The sequence below is a fragment of the Pseudomonas sp. PDNC002 genome, assembly GCF_016919445.1.
In the GTDB taxonomy this organism is placed as follows: domain Bacteria; phylum Pseudomonadota; class Gammaproteobacteria; order Pseudomonadales; family Pseudomonadaceae; genus Pseudomonas.
Genome location: NZ_CP070356.1, coordinates 1489980 through 1508090 on the forward strand (window position 1 = coordinate 1489980; position 18111 = coordinate 1508090).

Below are 18111 nucleotides of genomic sequence, written 5' to 3' on the forward strand. Positions count from 1 at the left end.
ACATGCTCGAGAGCTGCCGTAATGCCCAGGAACGTTGGGGAGGCGTACACCAGCTGATCGACCGCTGGTTGCGGGATCGACATGAATTGGTCCGGGCATTCGATTCCCTGGACGGTGTCCAGGCGCCAAAGACCAACGCCGATAACCTCCAGAACTTCTGCCAGCTCCTGCTCGACTACGTGTCGGCGGGGCACTTCGAAGTCTACGAACAACTGATGAACGAGGCGCAGGCCTTCGGTGATACGCGAGGCCTGGAACTGGCCAAGCAGATCTATCCGCGTCTCGAAACCATCACCGCCAACGCACTCAACTTCAACGACCGCTGCGACAACGGCGACTGCCGCGAAGGCACTTGCCTGACCAGTGAATTGAAGAGTCTGCGCCAGCAACTGCACGAACGCTTCGAGCTGGAAGATTGCCTGATCGAGGTGCTGCACAACGCCCACGAACAGAAGCCCATCACGGCCTGATCACCGCGTTGCCCGACAACGGCGCGAGCGCTTCCAGCGATCGCGCCGTTTTCATTTCCGCGTCTACCTGCGACTCGATAATCGCCTCCCTTCACCTCGACGTCCTGCGCATCTGAATTCGCGCAATCGCACCCGTGCGTTGCGCGAATGCACAAAACGTGGACCGCTTGGCAGTTCGCGTTGCTTCATGCCGGCCTGTTCGAGATCGAAAAATCCCGTCCGAGAAACCGTTGGCCGTGGGTTCGCATCTGTTACTCGAAAGGGATTTTGCTGTGCGCTGAGGGTCCGTTTCTTCAACGAGTTCGTCTCGATGTGGAGAGCGTCCGAAATGGCTCGTATCGTCTCGCCGAATTTTTCAGAAGGCGCTCTGGAATGGGGCTTTCAGACGTTATGTGGGGGCGCTGGTGATGAGCTGGAAAGCTTGTGCCACGGGCGTTTGCGGGATGCGTCACACGCTCGCCAGGGAACGAAGTGCGCATTGCAGCGTCATTGGGTGAGTGAGAAAACGCGCGCCCATGCGCTGCTGAAATCCTCTGAAGCTGATGAGTGCCGCGGGCTGCAGCACAATAGGGACATTGGCGAGAGGCCATCAGCGGGGCTAGTATGGGCGCAACCACGTCCGCCAGGAGGCACGTCATGTCGGCCAACAAGAAACCCGTCACTACCCCTCTGCATCTGCTGCACCAGTTGTCCAACAGTCTGATCGAACATCTCGAAGGCGCCTGCAAGCAAGCGCTCGTCGATTCCGAAAAGCTGCTCGCCAAGCTCGAGAAACAACGCGGCAAGGCACAGGAGAAACTGCACAAGGCTCGCGCCAAACTGCAGGACGCCACCAAGGCCGGCAAGGCGAAGGCACAAGCCAAAGCCAAGTCGACCATCGCCGAGATCGATGGCGCGCTCGACACGCTGAAACTCCGCCAGACCGAAACCCGCGCCTACATCGCCAACCTCAAGCGTGATGTGCAGGAAAGCCTGAAGCTCGCCCAGGGCGTGACCAAGGTGAAGGAAGCTGCCGGCAAATCCCTCGCTACCCGCAAGCCGGTCGCCGCTGCTGCCAAGCCGGTTGCCAAGGCCGCTGCCAAACCGGCTGCAAAAGCTGCCGCTAAGCCGGCGGCGAAACCCGCTGCGAAAGCTGCCGCGAAACCTGCTGCCAAGCCCGCCGCGAAGGTTGCCGCCAAGCCCGCTGCGAAGCCAGCCGCCAAGGTCGCCGCCGCCAAGCCGGCCGCCAAAGCTGCTGCCAAGCCGGCTGCTAAGCCCGCCGCCAAACCGGCTGCCAAGCCTGCCGCGAAGGTTGCTGCCAAACCCGCTGCCAAGACCGCTGCCGCTAAACCTGCTGCCAAGACTGCGGCTGCCAAACCCGCGGCGAAACCCGCTGCAAAAGCTGCCGCCAAACCGGCCGCCAAGCCCGCTGCAAAACCGGCTGCGAAACCGGCCGCCAAGGCTGCTGCGAAGCCCGCTGCCAAGCCTGCCGCGAAGGTTGCCGCTAAACCAGCTGCCGCCAAGCCGGCCGCCAAGCCCGCTGCGAAAGTAGCCGCCAAGCCCGCCGCTAAACCGGCTGCCAAGCCTGCCGCTGCCAAACCGGCTGCTGCCAAGCCCGCTGCGAAGCCGGCCGCCAAGCCTGCTGCCAAACCGGCTGCGCCGAAGCCTGCCGCTGCCAAGCCGGCTACCCCGGCTGCACCGAGCGCACCGGCTTCCCAGCCGACCACTCCGGCCGCCACCCCGGCTGCCAGTGCCACTCCGGCACCGGCCGCACCGGCCAGCAACACCTCCTCCAGCGCTTCCTAAGGCTCAGGAGAGGCTCGCCGCGATGCGCAGGGTTTCCCGCGCATCGCGGCGCAAGCCGTCCGCGTCACCCGCCGCTGCGTCCAGCCAGCGCACGAGATCTTCCGCTTCACCCCGTGGCCAATCCGACGCCGCCTTCTGCAATCTCTCCAGCAGCACCTGTTCCGCCTCCAACTCGAGTCGCTTGAGTCGTTCGCGCAGCGCAGCCAGGTCCACATCCCGGCCTGCCGCGTCACGCCAACTCACGCGAAGCGATCTCAGCGGCACTACCACGTCCTTGTGCCAGTCCCGCGCGACATTCTCCAGGGCGTTCATCCGTGGCTCGGAGAAGGCCGTTCCGGCGCTTCCCAACCAAGCCGCCGCGAGCAGCAGGCAGACGTCCGCGCCGCCTTCCTGCAGGGACAGGCAGGCCGCCTCCACCCCAGGGCGGGCGTAGAGTTCCAGGGCATACGACCAGACATCATCAGACATAGACCACCCACAGCGATTGCCAGGCGAAGCTGATAAACTCCGCCGCCATGATTCGACTACAAAATCTTACGCTACAGCGTGGCCCCCAGCGCTTGCTGGAAGGTGCCGAACTCACCCTGCACGCCGGACAGAAAGTCGGCCTGATCGGCGCCAACGGCGCCGGCAAGTCGAGCCTGTTCGCCCTGCTGCGCAGCCAGCTCGGCCAGGACGCCGGCGAATGCTACCTGCCCGCCGACTGGCGCATCGCCCACATGCGCCAGGAAGTCGATACCCTCGACCGCCTCGCCGTCGATTATGTGCTCGATGGCGATGTGCACCTGCGCAAGATCCAGGCTGACCTTGCCGCCGCCGAAGAGGCCCACGACGGCACCGCCATCGCGCGCCTGCACAGCGAGCTGGACAGCGCCGATGGATACACCGCCGATGCCCGCGCCCGCAAGTTGCTGGCGGGGCTGGGCTTCACCAGCGAGCAGATGGACCGCCGCGTCGGCGATTTCTCCGGTGGCTGGCGGATGCGCCTGAACCTCGCGCAGGCGCTGATGTGCCCGTCCGAACTGCTGCTGCTCGACGAACCCACCAACCACCTCGACCTCGATGCCATCCTCTGGCTGGAGGAGTGGCTCAAAGGGTATCCGGGCACGCTGCTCCTGATCTCCCACGACCGCGACTTCCTCGACGCGGTGGTCGACAACATCGCGCACCTGGAGCAGTGCAAGCTGACCTTGTACCGCGGCGGCTACTCGGCCTTCGAGCGCACCCGCGCTGAACGTCTCGCCCAGCAGCAACAGGCGTACGAGAAGCAGCAGGCGCAACGCGCCCACATGGAAAAGTACATCGCCCGCTTCCGCGCCCAGGCCACCAAGGCCCGCCAGGCGCAGAGCCGGATCAAGGCACTGGAACGCCTGGAAGAGCTGGCGCCGGCCCATATCGACTCGCCGTTTGACTTCGTCTTCCGCGAGTCCGACAAGATTTCCAGTCCGCTGCTCAATCTCTCCGAAGCCCGCCTGGGTTACGGCGAGAGAACCGTGCTGGAGAAGGTCAAACTGCAGCTGGTGCCCGGTGCGCGCATCGGTCTGCTCGGCCCCAACGGCGCGGGCAAGTCGACCCTGATCAAGACCCTGTCCGGCGACCTGTCGCTGCTGTCCGGCGAGCTCTCCCGCGGCGAAAACCTCTCCATTGGCTACTTCGCCCAGCACCAGCTCGACTCGCTCGACCCCAAGGCCAGCCCGCTGCTGCACCTGGCGCGCATCGCACCGGCCGAGCGCGAGCAGACCCTGCGTGACTTCCTCGGTGGCTTCGACTTCCGTGGCGAGCGCTGCGACGAGCCGGTGCTGAACTTCTCCGGTGGCGAGAAGGCGCGCCTGGCGCTGGCGCTGATCGCCTGGCAGAAGCCCAACCTGTTGTTGCTCGACGAACCGACCAACCACCTCGACCTGGAGATGCGCCTGGCGCTGACCCTGGCGCTGCAGGAGTTCTCCGGCGCCGTGGTGGTGGTGTCCCACGATCGTCATCTGCTCAAGAGCACCACCGACGAGTTTCTGCTGGTGGCCGACGGACGCATCCGCGAGTTCGACGGCGACCTCGACGACTACGCCCGCTGGCTGGTGGACTTCCGCGCCCGCCAGACGCCGTCTTCGCCCGCTGCTCCCGCTGGCGACAAGACCGACAAGCGCGCCCAGCGCCAGGCGGCCGCCGCCCTGCGCCAGCAGCTCGCGCCGCACAAGCGTGAAGCGGACAAGCTGGAGAAGGAGCTGGGCAAGGTCCACGAGCAGCTCGCCGAACTGGAACAGCGCTTGGGCGACAGTGCGCTCTACGAAGCCGCCCGCAAGGACGAGCTGCGTGACCTGCTGGCCCGCCAGGCAACTCTCAAGACCCGCGAAAGCGAGCTGGAAGAGTCCTGGCTGATGGCCCTGGAAACCCTCGAAGAGCTGCAGCGTCAGCTCGAGGCCAGTGAGTGATGGATAACGTGAACCTGCTGGTGGCATGGAGCGAACCACTGCTGCGTGGCGGGCAGATCATCCTCATCCTGCTGCTGGCCTGGGTGGTACAGCGCATCGTGACGCGCGCCATCAGCCGCCTGGGCGAGCGCTACCCGATGCCGCCGGAGCTGCTGCTGCCCCTGCGCGGCGGCCTGCGCTGGCTGATCATGGGCTCGGCGGTGATGCTGGTGCTGGAGCGCCTGGGCGTTTCCGCCGACGTGCTCTGGACCGCGCTGACCGGCTTTGCCGCGGTGGCCGCAGTGGCGTTCTTCGCCATCTGGAGCGTGCTTTCCAATCTGTTCTGCGCGCTGATGATCTTCACCATGGGGCCGTTCCGCCTGGGCGACCGCGTGGAGGTCATCGAGGCCGCCGACAAGCCCGGCGTGAAAGGTCGGGTCGTGGCAATCAACCTCCTTTACACCACGCTGGAGGAAGTCGCCGAGGACGGCGCGCCGGGCGCGTTGCTGCAAGTGCCGAACAACCTGTTCTTCCAGAAGGCCATTCGCCGTTGGCGCGGGCCGAACTTTCCCACCACCACACCCTGACGGACGTCCCCCACTATGGAATGGCTCACAAGCCCTGAGATCTGGGTTGCCTTTCTGACCCTGACTGCCCTGGAAATCGTACTGGGCATCGACAACATCATCTTCATCTCGATCCTGGTCAGCCGCCTTCCGGCCGCCCAGCAACCCAAGGCACGCTTCTTCGGCCTGGCGCTGGCGATGGGCACACGGATCCTGCTGCTGCTCTCGATCACCTGGGTGATGCGCCTGACCGCCGACCTGTTCACCGTGTTCGACCACGGTATTTCCGGCCGCGACCTGATCCTGTTCTTCGGCGGCCTGTTCCTGCTGTTCAAGAGCACCATGGAGATCTACCACAGCCTGGAGGGCGCGGAAGAGGGCGGCCAGCAGGGCGGCAAGTCGCGCGGCTTCATGGGCATCATCATCCAGATCGCGATCATCGACATCGTCTTCTCCCTGGACTCGGTGATCACCGCCGTCGGCCTGGTGCAGCACGTGCCGGTGATGGTCGCGGCCATCGTCATCTCGGTCGGCGTGATGATGCTCTCGGCGGCCACCATCAGTGACTTCATCGAGAAGCACCCGTCGCTGAAGATGCTGGCGCTGTCCTTCCTCATCGTGGTCGGCACCGTGCTGATCGCCGAGGCCTTCGAGATCCATGTGCCCAAGGGCTACGTGTACTTCGCCATGGCCTTCTCGCTGGCAGTGGAGGCGATCAACATCCGCCTGCGCGGCGCCCTGGCGCGCAAGCGCGGCGAAGAGCCGGTGAAGCTGCGCAAGGACATTCCGAGCTGATCGGTCTGCGTTGACGAAAAAAGCCCGGCCTAGCGCCGGGCTTTTTTGTTTTTTGCAGGAGCGAGCTTGCTCGCGAGCAGAGCTTCCCGGCGACTCCAGCGTTGTGGCGGTTCGCGAGCAAGCTCGCTCCTATAGGGCTCCTGCGACCTTCGTCGGCAATGCTGGGCGATGCGGCGCGGCTGAGGCACACTGGGCGTCCGTAACAAATTATTGCGCCTGCCTGGGCGCCGTGAGGTCTGAAATGCTCGCCAGTACCTGGTTCGCCTTCTTCATCGCCTGCTGGGTGATCAGCCTGTCACCCGGCGCCGGGGCCATCGCCTCCATGTCCTGCGGGCTGCAATACGGCTTCTGGCGTGGCTACTGGAATGCCCTGGGCCTGCAGATCGGACTCGCCCTGCAGATCGCCATCGTCGCCGCCGGGGTCGGCGCGCTGCTGTCGGCGTCGGCGGTAGCCTTCAGTGCGATCAAGTGGTTCGGCGTGGTCTACCTGGTCTATCTCGCCTATCGTCAGTGGACCGCTGCGCCGCAGGTGATGGCGGCGAGCGGTGAGCGCCCCATCGGGCGACCGTTGACCCTGGTCCTGCGTGGGTTCCTGGTCAACGCCAGCAACCCCAAGGCGGTGATCTTCATGCTCGCGGTGCTGCCGCAGTTCGTCGACCCGCATCGTCCGATGGCGATCCAGTACGTGATCATGGGCGCGACCATGATCACCGTGGATCTGATCGTCATGGCCGGCTACACCGGATTGGCCGCCCGTGTACTGCGTGCATTGCGTTCGCAGCGCCAGCAGCGGGTGATGAATCGTACTTTCGCCACGCTGTTCGTGGGCGCCGCCGCGCTGCTCGCCACCGTCCGCCGCGCCCCGGTCTGAGGGCGTTTGCGGGTATTCCGCGGGCGAGCCGGAGCGCCGTTGGGGGCGCTCCGGGCGCAACTGTGCGGGACATTGTCCTTGCATAGACGGAAACCTGAGGTGACAATTTAATCTCTTTCATTCTCATTTAACTTTCCGTATGCGCCCCTCCAAACTGTTTGTCTGGCTGATGCCGCTGTTCGGTCTCTTCAGCCTTGGAGCTCACGCCGACACGGCTGTCGACCCCGCTCAAGCTCTTCACCTGCTCAGCTACCTCGCCGCTGACTACCCCGCCACCGTCACCGATGGCAAGGTCGTCAATGACAGCGAATACAAGGAGCAGCTGGAGTTCGTCGGCAACCTCCACTCGCTGATCCTGACCCTGCCGGAGCGCGCCGAGCGTGCCGATCTGGAAAGGGATGCCGCCAGCCTCAAGCACGCCATCGAGCAGCGTCAGCCAGGCCGGCAGGTCGCCCAGCAGGCGCGGCACCTGGAGGCGCGCGTCGCCGATATCTACCAGGTGGTGCAGACCCCAGCGATCACGCCGGACCCGGCTCGTGGCGCCGAGGTGTACGCCCAGCAGTGCTCGATCTGCCACGGCGACGCCGGCAAGGGCGACGGCCCGGCAGGCATCGGCCTGGAGCCGCCGCCGGCGAACCTGACCGACCGCGCGCGCCTGGACCAACTGAGCCTGTACGACCTGCGCAACGTCATCGGCCTGGGTGTTTCCGGCACCGACATGCCGGCCTTCGCCGACCAGCTCGACGAGCGTCAGCGCTGGGACCTGGCGTCCTATGTGGCTAGCCTCAGCGCCGGCCAGGCGAAAGCCGACCCGGCCCATGCCTACCCGCTGGCGACGCTGTCGACCCAGACGCCCGCAGACGTCGCCGAGCATGACGGCGAAGCCGCGGCCGAGAGCTTCCGTGCCCTGCGTGCGCACCCGCCGCTGGAGCACCGCGGCCCGGCGCAGCTGATCGACTACACCGCCGCGACCCTGGACAAGAGCTTCGCCGTGTACCGCTCCGGCGATCACGACCAGGCCTACGACCTCTCCGTTGCTGCCTATCTCGAAGGCTTCGAATTGGTGGAGTCCTCGCTGGACAACGTCGACGCCGACCTGCGCAAGGCCACCGAGAAGCAACTGATGGCCTACCGTCAGGCGCTGCGTGATGGCCTGCCGGAGGCCGAGGCGGCCCAGCAGCTGGAACTGGCCAAGGCCAAGCTGGCGGACGCCGCCAAGGCCCTGAGCGGCGACTCCCTGAGCTTCTCCATCAGCTTCATCTCCGCCCTGTTGATCCTCCTGCGCGAAGGCGTGGAAGCGATCCTGGTGCTGGCGGCGATCCTCGCCTTCCTGCGCAACACCGGACAGGAGCAGGCCGTGCGTGGCGTTCACGTCGGCTGGGGTCTGGCCTTCGTCGCCGGTTTCGCCACCTGGGCGGTCGCGGCCTACGTGATCGATATCGGTGGCGCCCAGCGCGAGCTGATGGAAGGCTTCACCTCGCTGTTCGCCTGCGTGATGGTGCTCTGGCTCGGCGTGTGGATGCACGACCGCCGCCACGCCGCCGCCTGGCAGGACTACATCCGCAGCAGCCTGGTCGGTGGCGGGGGCCGCTTCGGCTTCGCGGTGCTGGCGTTCTTCTCGGTCTACCGCGAGCTGTTCGAGGTCATCCTGTTCTACGAAACCCTCTGGCTGCAGGCTGGTCCGTCGGGCCACAACGCGGTGATCGCCGGTGCGGGTACGGCCGTGGTGATTCTGATCGGCATCGCCTTCGTGATCCTGCGTGGCTCGGCGAAGTTGCCGCTGAAGCTGTTCTTCACCATCAACGCCGCGCTGCTCTGCGCCTTGTCGGTGGTGTTCGCCGGTCACGGCGTGGTCGCGCTGCAGGAAGCCGGCGTGATCGGAACCCGTCCGGTGCCGTTCTTCGACTTCGACTGGCTCGGCATCAAGGCCGACGCCTACTCGCTGTCGGCCCAGGCCCTGGCGCTGCTGGCGGTGGTCGTGCTCTACGGGCGCAGCTACTTCGCCGAGCGCCGCAAGGCCGCTCAAGTGGCCTCGTCCTGAGGCAGTAATCGAGCGACACGCGACGGCCAGTGCGATACTGGCCGTCGTGCTTTCTGGAGATTGGTTTTCCGATGCGTATCTGGATCGATGCTGACGCCTGCCCGCGCGCGGCCAAGGACCTGGTGGCGAAATTCGCCCTCAAGCGCAAGCTGGAGGTGGTGATGGTCGCCGGCCAGCCCGTGGCCAAGCCGCCGTTCGCCTGCGTCAGCCTGGTGGTGGTGCCCAGCGGGATGGACGCTGCCGATGACTACCTGGTGGAGCAGGCCGAGCCCGGCGACCTGGTGATCTGCAGCGACGTACCGCTGGCCGACCGGCTGGTGAAGAAGGGCGTCGATGCGCTGGACCCGCGTGGCCGTGAATTCGACGAGAAGAACATGGGCGAACGCCTGGCCGTGCGAAACCTGTTCACCGACCTGCGTGAGCAGGGTCAGGTGGGAGGAGGGCAGGCGCCCTACGGCGACAAGGATCGCCAGGCCTTCGCCAACAGCCTGGATCGGCTGCTGACGCGCCTGATGCGTGAGGCGGAGAGTCGCAAGAGCTGAAACGAAAACGCCCGACCGTGCCGGGCGTTTTCACGTTCGCGATAGGAGGGCTGTGCGTAGGAGCGGTCCGTGCTCCGGTCAGCCCTCACCCTAACCCTCTCCCAGGGGGAGAGGGGACCGTTCGGTGCAGGATGAATCTTTGGTGTCAGCCGGCACGGACTGCTCCCTCGCCCTCAGGAGCGGGGCGCGTAGCCAGGGCTGGGGTGAGGGGAAAGCATCGGCACGGGCTTCCCGAGAAAGACAGTCGCTCCTACGATTTCAGGCCAGCTCCAGCACCCGGTCGACCGCCTTGTTGATGCCGCTGGCGGCTTCGGCGATGGACTGCGCGAGCATGTAGGCCGGCGTGGTGACCAGCTTGTGGTCCTTGTCCTCGACGATGTCTTCCACGGCGCAATCGATGTGCTTGGCGCCCATCGCGGTCAGCGCCTGGGCGGTGCCTTCGTCGGTGCCAATGGTGCACTCCACGCCTTCACCGAAGATGCGTGCAGCCATGGCCGGAGCGATGCAGAACAGGCCGATCGGTTTTTTCGCCGCGGCGAAAGCCTTGGCCAGCGCCAGCACGTCCGGCTGCACCTGGCACTGGTCGCCCTTGAAGGCAAAGTCACTGAGGTTTTTCGCAGCGCCGAAGCCGCCGGGCACGACCAGCGCGTCGAAGTCCTCGACCCTGGCTTCGCGGATGTCCTTGATCTCGCCGCGGGCGATACGTGCGGATTCCACCAGCACGTTGCGCTTCTCGGCCACTTCCTCGCCGGTCAGGTGATTGATCACGTGGTGCTGCTCGATGTTCGGCGCGAAGCATTGCACCTGGGCGCCGCGCTGGGACAGACGCAGCAGGGTGATAACGCTTTCGTGGATCTCGGCGCCGTCGTAGACGCCACAGCCGGAGAGGATAACGGCAACTTTCTTCATGGACTGCTCCTGTTCTGGGGGCCGGGGCTGTCGCGATATGCCGCCCGGGCTGTCGCCGGCGGTCGTGGCCGGCGGCGGGCAAGGGACTAGGATCGAATTTAGGGTCTGCGGATCCTGAGGCCTTCCCATAAGCATAACGACTCGGTCGCGCCATGAACTACATCCTCTTCGCCGTACCCTTCTTTTTCCTCTTGATCGCGATCGAGTTGCTCGCCGACCGCTGGCGAGGACTGCGTACCTACCGCCTGAGCGATGCGCTGAACAGCCTCAGTGCGGGTGTCCTGTCCACCACCAGCGGGCTGCTGACCAAAGGCCTCGCGCTGGTGACCTACACCATTGCCTGGCAGCATCTCGCGCTGTTCGAGCTGTCGGCCAAAAGCCTGTGGGTCTGGGCGTTCGCCTTCGTCTTCTACGACTTCTGCTACTACTGGAACCACCGCCTGGGCCACGAGCGCAACGTGCTCTGGGCGGCGCATTCGGTGCACCACCAGAGCGAGGACTACAACCTCTCCACCGCGCTGCGGCAGACCAGTACCGGCTTCATCTTCGGCTGGATCTTCTACCTGCCGATGGCGCTGGCCGGCGTGCCGCCACTGGTGTTCCTCACGGTTGGCGCGCTGAACCTGCTGTACCAGTTCTGGGTACACACCCGGCACATCCCCAAGCTGGGCTGGTTCGAGTGGATCTTCATCACCCCGTCCAACCACCGCGTGCACCACGCGCAGAACCCGGTCTACATGGATCGCAACTACGGCGGCGTGTTCATCCTCTGGGACCGTCTGTTCGGCACCTTCCAGGAAGAGCTGGACGAGGAGCCGGTGGTATTCGGCGTGACCGTGCCGCTGGCCAGCTGGAACCCGCTGTGGGCGAACCTGCAGGTCTACGCACACCTGTGGAGCGATGCGCGCCGCGCCGGCAGCCTCTGGGACAAGCTGCGCATCTGGTTCATGCGCACTGGCTGGCGCCCGGAGGACGTCGCCCAGCGCTACCCCATGGCCAAGCCCGACCTGGCGGCCTTCCGCAAGTTCGACGTGCCGCTGACGCGCGGCCGGCAGTGGTATGCCGGGGTGCAGTTCGCCGCCTACGTGGTCGTCGGCACCTGGCTGCTGGGCGTGGGGGAGTCCTGGCAGGTATTGCCGCTGCTGATCGGCTGGGCGTGGGTGGCGTTCGGGCTCTACGCGATCGGCTGCTGGCTGGAGAATCGCGCCTGGGCGCTACGCCTGGAGTTCCTGCGGCTGTTGCTGAACGTGCCGGCCGTGATGGCGCTGGCGACCTGGGGAGGGATCGAGCTGCCGCAAGGGGCGCCCTGGGCGTTGGCTGTCTACACCCTGCTCAGCCTGATCGGGCTGCTGGGCCTGCGGCGCGCCGAGCGCCTGCCGCAGACCGCGTGAGGGTCAGTTCTTCGGCGCCTTGAAACGACGGTGCAGCCAGAACAGCAGGCCGATCACGACAAGACCGCCGAGCACCATCAGTTCGTACTTCTTGATGTTCCCCAGCACACCCTCGAGCACGCTGCCGAAGTAATAGGCGGCGCTGCCGAGGACGGTGGCCCAGACGATCGCACCGATGCCATTTAGCAGCAGGTAGCGCGCCGGCGGGTAGCCGGACAGCCCGATGGCCACCGGCATCACGGTGCGCAGGCCATAGACGAAGCGGAAGCTCAGCACCCAGAGGTCCGGGTGTTTGCGCACGTGCTCCAGCGCCTTGTCGCCCATCTGCTGCCAGCGCGGCTTGCGCGCGAGCAGCTTGCGGCCGTGGCGACGGCCGAGGAAATACCAGAGCTGGTCGCCGGCATAGCTGCCGAGGAAGGCCACGGCAACGACGTATTCCAGCTGCATGTAGCCGCGGAACGCCAGGAAGCCGGCCAGCACCAGAATGGTCTCACCCTCGAAGAACGTACCGAGAAAGAGCGCGAGGTAGCCGAAATCCTGCAGGAATTGTTGGAGCATTATCGAGGCAACGCAGCGAAATGAACGCGAAGCCTAACCCGGTTGTCGCCTGGGGGGAAGGCATCGCAGTCGGCACAACTGACCTGGGACAAGCCAGGGCGCCCGTGGAGCGGCGACATGCCCCTGCGGCAGGATGCCGCGACCATGGGTCACTGTTACCTGTTGTTACCAATCGGTCATAATTCGGGGCTATAACTGTCAGACTGTGCCTGCTGCATCAGGCCCTGGAGTACGCTGTGAGCTTCATTCCCGCCGATCGTGCCTTTCCCTTCACTCGACTGCGTCGCAACCGTCGTGACGAATTTTCCCGCCGCCTGGTGCGCGAGAACGTCCTGACCGCCAACGACCTGATCCTTCCGGTGTTCGTCCTCGACGGCAAGAATCAGCGGGAAGCGGTGCCTTCTATGCCGGGCGTGGAGCGCATGTCCATCGACCTGCTGCTCAAGGAAGCCGAAGAGCTGGTGGAGCTGGGTATCCCGGCGCTGGCGCTGTTCCCGGTGACCCCGCTGGAAAAGAAATCCCTCGATGGCGCCGAAGCCTTCAACCCCGACGGTATCGCCCAGCGCGCCACCCGTGCCCTGCGCGAGCGCTTCCCGGAGCTGGGCATCATCACCGACGTGGCCCTGGACCCGTTCACCAGCCACGGCCAGGACGGCATCCTCGATGAAGACGGCTACGTGCTGAACGACATTTCCGTCGACGTGCTGGTCAAGCAGGCGCTTTCCCACGCCGAAGCCGGCGCCCAGGTGGTCGCTCCCTCGGACATGATGGACGGCCGCATCGGCGCGATTCGCGAAGCCCTGGAGTCCACCGGCCACATCAACACCCGCATCATGGCCTACTCGGCCAAGTACGCCAGCGCCTACTACGGTCCGTTCCGCGACGCCGTCGGCTCGGCCGCCAACCTGGGCAAGGGCAACAAGGCCACCTACCAGATGGACCCGGCCAACAGCGACGAAGCGCTGCACGAGATCTACGCTGACCTCGCCGAAGGCGCCGACATGGTCATGGTCAAGCCGGGCATGCCGTATCTCGACATCGTTCGCCGGGCCAAGGACGAATTCCGCGCCCCGACCTTTGTCTACCAGGTCAGCGGCGAGTACGCGATGCACATGGCCGCGATCAACAACGGCTGGCTCAGCGAGGCGGTGATCCTCGAATCGCTGCTGGCCTTCAAACGCGCGGGCGCAGATGGCATCCTGACCTACTTCGCCAAGCGCGCGGCACAACAATTGAAAATGAAAAGCGGGGGCTGATTCCCCCGCCGAAGAGAGTAGCGATGAATACCGAAGGCATTAGCGAAACCGAAGTTATCGAAGCTGACACCACTGCTGAAGTTACCGAAGTCGTCGTGACGGAGCCCGTCGAGGCGCCGCCGGTACCCGTTGAGCCCGCGGCGCCCGCGGTCAACGTGGACGACAGTGCCCTCTACATTCATCGCGAGCTCTCGCAGCTGCAATTCAACATCCGCGTGCTGGAACAGGCGCTGGATGAGTCCTACCCGCTGCTGGAACGCCTGAAGTTCCTGCTGATCTTCTCCAGCAACCTGGACGAATTCTTCGAGATCCGCGTCGCCGGCCTGAAGAAGCAGATCACCTTCGCCCGCGAGCAGGCCGGCGCCGATGGCCTGCTGCCGCACCAGGCGCTGGCGCGCATCAGCGAGCAGGTGCACGAGCAGGTCGGTCGCCAGTACAGCATCCTCAACGACATCCTGTTGCCGGAGCTGGCCAAGCACGACATCCGCTTCATCCGCCGCCGCTACTGGACGCCGAAGATCAAGGCCTGGGTCCGTCGCTTCTTCCGCGACGAGATCGCGCCGATCATCACCCCTATCGGCCTCGACCCGACCCACCCGTTCCCGCTGCTGGTGAACAAGAGCCTGAACTTCATGGTCGAGCTCGAGGGTCTGGACGCTTTCGGCCGCGACTCCGGCCTGGCGATCATCCCGGCGCCGCGCTCGCTGCCGCGGATCATCCGCCTGCCGGAGGACGTCGCCGGCACTGGCGACAACTACGTGTTCCTCTCCTCGATGATCCACGCCCATGCCGACGACCTGTTCAATGGCATGAAGGTGAAGGGCTGCTACCAGTTCCGCCTGACCCGCAACGCCGACCTCTCGGTGGACGCCGAGGACGTTGAGGACCTGGCCCGCGCGCTGCGCGGCGAGTTGTTCTCGCGCCGCTACGGCGACGCCGTGCGCCTGGAAGTGGTGGATACCTGCCCGACGCACCTGTCGAATTACCTGCTCAAGCAGTTCGGCCTGTCCGAGAACGAGCTGTACCGCGTCAGCGGCCCGGTCAACTTGACCCGCCTGTTCAGCGTCACCGGCCTCGCCAGCCATCCGGAGCTGCAATACCCGCCGTTCACGCCGACCATTCCCAAGCTGCTGCAGAAGAAGGAAAACCTCTTCAACGTGCTGGGCAAGCTCGACGTGCTGCTGATGCACCCGTTCGAGTCCTTCACCCCGGTCGTCGACCTGCTGCGCCAGGCCGCCAAGGACCCCAGCGTGCTGGCGATCAAGCAGACGCTGTACCGTTCCGGCGCCAACTCCGAGATCGTCGACGCGCTGGTGGAAGCCGCGCGCAACGGCAAGGAAGTCACCGTGGTGATCGAGCTGCGGGCGCGCTTCGATGAAGAATCCAACCTGCAGCTGGCCAGCCGCCTGCAGCAGGCCGGCGCCGTGGTGATCTACGGCGTGGTGGGCTTCAAGACCCACGCCAAGATGATGCTGATCCTCCGTCGAGAGGACGGCGAGCTGCGCCGCTACGCGCACCTGGGCACCGGCAACTACCACGCCGGCAACGCCCGCCTGTACACCGACTACAGCCTGCTGACCGCCGACGTGGCGCTCTGCGAGGACCTACACAAGCTGTTCAACCAGCTGATCGGCATGGGCAAGACCCTGCGCATGAAGAAGCTCCTGCACGCGCCCTTCACCCTGAAGAAGAACCTGCTGGAGATGATCAACCGCGAGGCCGCCCAGGCTGCCGAGGGCAAGCCGGCGCACATCATGGCCAAGGTCAACTCGCTGACCGACCCGAAGGTCATCCGCGCGCTCTACAAGGCCAGCCAGGCCGGGGTGAAGATCGATCTCGTGGTGCGTGGCATGTGCTGCCTGCGCCCGGGTGTGCCGGGTGTCTCGCACAACATCCATGTGCGCTCGATCATCGGCCGCTTCCTCGAGCACAGCCGGATCTACTACTTCCTCAATGGCGGCGACGAGAAGCTGTTCCTTTCCAGCGCGGACTGGATGGAGCGCAACTTGGACATGCGCGTGGAGACCTGCTTCCCGGTGGAAGGCAAGAAGCTGGTGCAGCGGGTGAAGAAGGAGCTGGAGTCGTACCTGACCGACAACACCCAGGCCTGGGTGCTGCAGTCCGATGGCAGCTATGTGCGCCAGAGCCCCAGCGGCAACCAGAACGCCCGCAACGCCCAGGCGACGCTGCTGGAGCGTCTGTGCACGCCGGTGATCAGCGTGCGCTGATCCGACGCCAGTACCCTGAGAGCCCTGCCTCGGCGGGGCTTTTTTGTGTCTGCGTGACTGCTTTTCGTAGGAGCGCGCGCCCCTCGGTCCTACAGGTGCATCCCGGACTGCGGGCGATATGAAAAGGCCCCGGCGCATACGCGCCGGGGCCTTTGTCTTTCGCGGGAGACGATCAGTTCACGCTGAGCGAGTAGCCCACACGGTTCAGCCAGGACGCTTCCTGCTCGAAGTCCGCCTGGGTCAGCGGGTTGGCCGCTAGCCAGCCGTCCGGGAAGCGGATCTCCAGGCCTTTCGCCTTGGCCTTCAGGCTCACAGCCGGCATCTGCTGGGTGCCGCGGATGTGGTGGAAGAGGATGGCGAAGCGCAGCACGATGCACAGGCGGATCAGCTTGTCGCCCTCGTCGCCCAGCTCGTTGAACTTGTCCACCGGGATATTGCGGCGGTGGCCGCGTACCAGCAGTGCCAGGGTTAGCTGGTCCAGGCGCGAGAAGCCGGCGAGATCGGAATGCTCCAGCAGGTAGGCGCCGTGCTTGTGGTAGTGATAGTGGGCAATGTCCAGGCCCAGCTCATGCACGCGAGCGGCCCACATCAGCAGCTCGCGGTGGCCGTCGTCGGTCAGTTCCCAGGCCTTGGCTACCTGCTCCAGTGATTCCAGGGCCTTGGCCTCGACGCGCGCGGCCTGCTCCGGGTCGACGTGGTAGCGCTCCATCAGCGCGCCGATGGTGCGCTCGCGCACATCCTCGTGGTGATGGCGACCGAGCAGGTCGTAGAGCACGCCTTCGCGCAGGGCGCCTTCGGAGTGGGTCATGCGGGTCAGTTCGAGGGCGTCGAACAGCGCCTCGAGGATCGCCATGCCGGCCGGGAAGATCGGTCGGCGGTCGGGCTTGATGCCCTCGATGTCGAGTTTCTCGACCTCGCCCAGCTTGAACATCTTGCGCTTGAGCCAGGCCAGGCCTTCGGGGTTGATCTCGCCGTTGCCATGGCCGCCTGCCTGGATCGCCAGGCAGATGGCGCGGATGGTGCCGGAGGCGCCGACCGCCTCGTCCCAGCCCAGGCGGCGCAGGCTATTCTCGATGCTCATCAGCTCCAGGCGGGCCGAAGTGTAGGCCTGGGCGTAGCGCGCCGGAGTGATCTTGCCGTCCTTGAAGTAGCGCTGGGTGAAGCTCACGCAGCCCATCTGCAGGCTTTCGCGCAGCTGCGACTCGAACTGCTGGCCGATGATGAACTCGGTGCTGCCGCCGCCGATGTCGACCACCAGGCGCTTGCCGGGGTTGTCCGGGAGAGTGTGCGACACGCCCAGATAAATGAGGCGCGCCTCTTCACGGCCGGAGATGACCTCCACCGGGTGGCCGAGAATCTGGTCCGCCTCGCGGATGAATTCGGCGCGGTTGCGCGCTTCGCGCAGGGCGTTGGTGCCCACGACACGCACCGAGCCCGGCGGCATGCCATTGATGAACTGGGCGAATTGCTTCAGGCAGTCGTAGCCGCGCTGCATCGCCTCGGGCGTCAGCAGGCGGTCCTCACCGATGCCGGCGGCGAGCTGAACCTTCTCGCCCAGCCGCTCAAGAATGCGGATCTCGCCGTGATCGGCCTTCGCCAAAACCATGTGAAAACTGTTCGAGCCAAGGTCTATGGCCGCGATCATCGGAAAGGTCTTGGCAGGGGTATGGGGCATAGGGAGAGGTCCGGGTAAATACGGAAGACATCCTGCCATTTTAGGCAGATGGTGCCAATGAAGGGGTTGTCACCGATCAGAAGTCACCGCGGCAGCGATAGATACACTCAATCGGCTGCGCCTTTCGGTGTGGGCCGAGGCGGGATATGATGGCGGACACTTTTTCGCATCCGATTGACGGAGAGAATACATGAGCGAACATATCGTCAATGTTACCGATGCCAGCTTCGAGCAGGACGTACTGAAGTCCGACGGTCCCGTGCTGGTCGACTACTGGGCCGAATGGTGCGGCCCGTGCAAGATGATCGCCCCGGTACTCGACGAGATCGCCAAGGACTATCAGGGCAAGCTGAAAGTCTGCAAGCTGAACATCGACGAGAACCAGGACACCCCGCCGAAATACGGCGTGCGTGGCATCCCGACCCTGATGCTGTTCAAGGGCGGCAACGTCGAAGCGACCAAGGTCGGCGCACTGTCCAAGTCGCAGCTGGCAGCCTTCCTCGACAGCAACATCTGAGTCGAAGGCACCCGAAAGGCCCCGCAAACCAGCGGGGCTTTTTTCATTCTTCCCCCTAGACGCTCCGGAAGTCGGGTGTTAAATTCGGGCCACAACGAGTTT

Annotated in this window: 16 protein-coding genes; 12 read left to right on the plus strand and 4 right to left on the minus strand. The window is 65.1% G+C overall.

Annotation, left to right across the window (positions count from 1 at the left end; genetic code table 11):
- The first annotated feature begins 2 nt into the window (after window positions 1-2).
- Together rsd and JVX91_RS06875 are read left to right on the plus strand one after the other, a co-directional pair.
- Window positions 3-470 (plus strand): sigma D regulator, encoded by a 468-nt coding sequence (rsd, locus tag JVX91_RS06870; protein ID WP_205338586.1) that lies wholly within the window; start codon window positions 3-5, stop codon window positions 468-470.
- Window positions 471-1106: 636 nt separating this feature from the next.
- Complete coding sequence (locus tag JVX91_RS06875) at window positions 1107-2255, plus strand: AlgP family protein (protein ID WP_205338587.1); 1149 nt, start codon at window positions 1107-1109, stop codon at window positions 2253-2255.
- 3 nt (window positions 2256-2258) lie between these two features.
- On the opposite strand, the gene JVX91_RS06880 is transcribed toward JVX91_RS06875, so the two are convergent.
- Complete coding sequence (locus tag JVX91_RS06880; RefSeq protein WP_205338588.1) at window positions 2259-2723, minus strand: TIGR02444 family protein; 465 nt, start codon at window positions 2721-2723, stop codon at window positions 2259-2261.
- 47 nt (window positions 2724-2770) lie between these two features.
- Between JVX91_RS06880 and JVX91_RS06885 the strand changes: the two genes are divergently transcribed.
- The 6 genes from JVX91_RS06885 (at window position 2771) to JVX91_RS06910 (ending at window position 9475) form a co-directional block, all read left to right on the plus strand.
- Window positions 2771-4681 (plus strand): ATP-binding cassette domain-containing protein, encoded by a 1911-nt coding sequence (locus JVX91_RS06885; RefSeq protein ID WP_205338589.1) that lies wholly within the window; start codon window positions 2771-2773, stop codon window positions 4679-4681.
- Complete coding sequence (locus JVX91_RS06890; protein ID WP_205338590.1) at window positions 4681-5247, plus strand: mechanosensitive ion channel family protein; 567 nt, start codon at window positions 4681-4683, stop codon at window positions 5245-5247. Before JVX91_RS06885 ends, JVX91_RS06890 begins: the two co-directional genes overlap by 1 nt.
- Before the next feature lie 15 nt (window positions 5248-5262).
- Entirely contained in the window at window positions 5263-6021 is a 759-nt protein-coding gene (locus tag JVX91_RS06895) for a TerC family protein (protein WP_205338591.1), read from the plus strand.
- A gap of 241 nt (window positions 6022-6262) precedes the next feature.
- Window positions 6263-6892 carry a LysE family transporter gene (locus tag JVX91_RS06900; RefSeq protein ID WP_192432491.1) on the plus strand — a complete coding sequence of 210 codons (630 nt, stop codon included), beginning with the start codon at window positions 6263-6265 and terminating at the stop codon, window positions 6890-6892.
- Between the two features lie 139 nt (window positions 6893-7031).
- A complete protein-coding gene (locus JVX91_RS06905; protein WP_205338592.1) occupies window positions 7032-8933 on the plus strand; it encodes a cytochrome c/FTR1 family iron permease in 1902 nt (633 codons plus the stop codon).
- Window positions 8934-9004: 71 nt separating this feature from the next.
- Window positions 9005-9475: a YaiI/YqxD family protein gene (locus JVX91_RS06910; RefSeq protein ID WP_205338593.1), complete on the plus strand. Its 471-nt coding sequence runs from the start codon at window positions 9005-9007 to the stop codon at window positions 9473-9475.
- A 258-nt stretch (window positions 9476-9733) separates the two neighbouring features.
- Here the strand turns inward: JVX91_RS06910 and elbB are convergent, their stop codons facing one another.
- Complete coding sequence (elbB, locus tag JVX91_RS06915; RefSeq protein WP_205338594.1) at window positions 9734-10384, minus strand: isoprenoid biosynthesis glyoxalase ElbB; 651 nt, start codon at window positions 10382-10384, stop codon at window positions 9734-9736.
- 152 nt (window positions 10385-10536) lie between these two features.
- Here elbB and JVX91_RS06920 point away from each other — a divergent pair, with 152 nt between their 5' ends.
- Complete coding sequence (locus JVX91_RS06920) at window positions 10537-11775, plus strand: sterol desaturase family protein (protein WP_205338595.1); 1239 nt, start codon at window positions 10537-10539, stop codon at window positions 11773-11775.
- A 3-nt stretch (window positions 11776-11778) separates the two neighbouring features.
- Here the strand turns inward: JVX91_RS06920 and JVX91_RS06925 are convergent, their stop codons facing one another.
- On the minus strand, window positions 11779-12336 hold the full coding sequence (locus JVX91_RS06925) for a DedA family protein (protein ID WP_205339952.1): 558 nt from the start codon (window positions 12334-12336) through the stop codon (window positions 11779-11781).
- A gap of 233 nt (window positions 12337-12569) precedes the next feature.
- Here JVX91_RS06925 and hemB point away from each other — a divergent pair, with 233 nt between their 5' ends.
- On the plus strand, window positions 12570-13589 hold the full coding sequence (gene hemB / locus JVX91_RS06930; RefSeq protein WP_054910217.1) for a porphobilinogen synthase: 1020 nt from the start codon (window positions 12570-12572) through the stop codon (window positions 13587-13589).
- A 23-nt stretch (window positions 13590-13612) separates the two neighbouring features.
- Window positions 13613-15817, plus strand: a complete 2205-nt coding sequence (gene ppk1 / locus JVX91_RS06935; protein ID WP_205338596.1) for a polyphosphate kinase 1 — start codon at window positions 13613-13615, stop codon at window positions 15815-15817.
- A 172-nt stretch (window positions 15818-15989) separates the two neighbouring features.
- Here ppk1 and ppx read toward each other — a convergent pair whose 3' ends face one another.
- Window positions 15990-17492 carry an exopolyphosphatase gene (gene ppx, locus JVX91_RS06940; RefSeq protein WP_205338597.1) on the minus strand — a complete coding sequence of 501 codons (1503 nt, stop codon included), beginning with the start codon at window positions 17490-17492 and terminating at the stop codon, window positions 15990-15992.
- Window positions 17493-17682: 190 nt separating this feature from the next.
- Here ppx and trxA point away from each other — a divergent pair, with 190 nt between their 5' ends.
- The gene (gene trxA / locus JVX91_RS06945) at window positions 17683-18009 is read left to right on the plus strand and encodes a thioredoxin TrxA (protein ID WP_015475045.1); all 327 of its coding nucleotides are present in this window, start codon (window positions 17683-17685) and stop codon (window positions 18007-18009) included.
- Window positions 18010-18111 lie beyond the last annotated feature (102 nt).

What these genes read in the sequence shown, in the direction of transcription:
- rsd (WP_205338586.1), top strand. Translation starts at nt 3, where the DNA reads ATGCTCGAGAGCTGCCGTAATGCCCAGGAACGTTGGGGAGGCGTACAC.
- JVX91_RS06875 (WP_205338587.1), top strand. Translation starts at nt 1,107, where the DNA reads ATGTCGGCCAACAAGAAACCCGTCACTACCCCTCTGCATCTGCTGCAC.
- JVX91_RS06880 (WP_205338588.1), bottom strand. Translation starts at nt 2,723, where the DNA reads ATGTCTGATGATGTCTGGTCGTATGCCCTGGAACTCTACGCCCGCCCT.
- JVX91_RS06885 (WP_205338589.1), top strand. Translation starts at nt 2,771, where the DNA reads ATGATTCGACTACAAAATCTTACGCTACAGCGTGGCCCCCAGCGCTTG.
- JVX91_RS06890 (WP_205338590.1), top strand. Translation starts at nt 4,681, where the DNA reads ATGGATAACGTGAACCTGCTGGTGGCATGGAGCGAACCACTGCTGCGT.
- JVX91_RS06895 (WP_205338591.1), top strand. Translation starts at nt 5,263, where the DNA reads ATGGAATGGCTCACAAGCCCTGAGATCTGGGTTGCCTTTCTGACCCTG.
- JVX91_RS06900 (WP_192432491.1), top strand. Translation starts at nt 6,263, where the DNA reads ATGCTCGCCAGTACCTGGTTCGCCTTCTTCATCGCCTGCTGGGTGATC.
- JVX91_RS06905 (WP_205338592.1), top strand. Translation starts at nt 7,032, where the DNA reads ATGCGCCCCTCCAAACTGTTTGTCTGGCTGATGCCGCTGTTCGGTCTC.
- JVX91_RS06910 (WP_205338593.1), top strand. Translation starts at nt 9,005, where the DNA reads ATGCGTATCTGGATCGATGCTGACGCCTGCCCGCGCGCGGCCAAGGAC.
- elbB (WP_205338594.1), bottom strand. Translation starts at nt 10,384, where the DNA reads ATGAAGAAAGTTGCCGTTATCCTCTCCGGCTGTGGCGTCTACGACGGC.
- JVX91_RS06920 (WP_205338595.1), top strand. Translation starts at nt 10,537, where the DNA reads ATGAACTACATCCTCTTCGCCGTACCCTTCTTTTTCCTCTTGATCGCG.
- ppk1 (WP_205338596.1), top strand. Translation starts at nt 13,613, where the DNA reads ATGAATACCGAAGGCATTAGCGAAACCGAAGTTATCGAAGCTGACACC.
- ppx (WP_205338597.1), bottom strand. Translation starts at nt 17,492, where the DNA reads ATGCCCCATACCCCTGCCAAGACCTTTCCGATGATCGCGGCCATAGAC.
- trxA (WP_015475045.1), top strand. Translation starts at nt 17,683, where the DNA reads ATGAGCGAACATATCGTCAATGTTACCGATGCCAGCTTCGAGCAGGAC.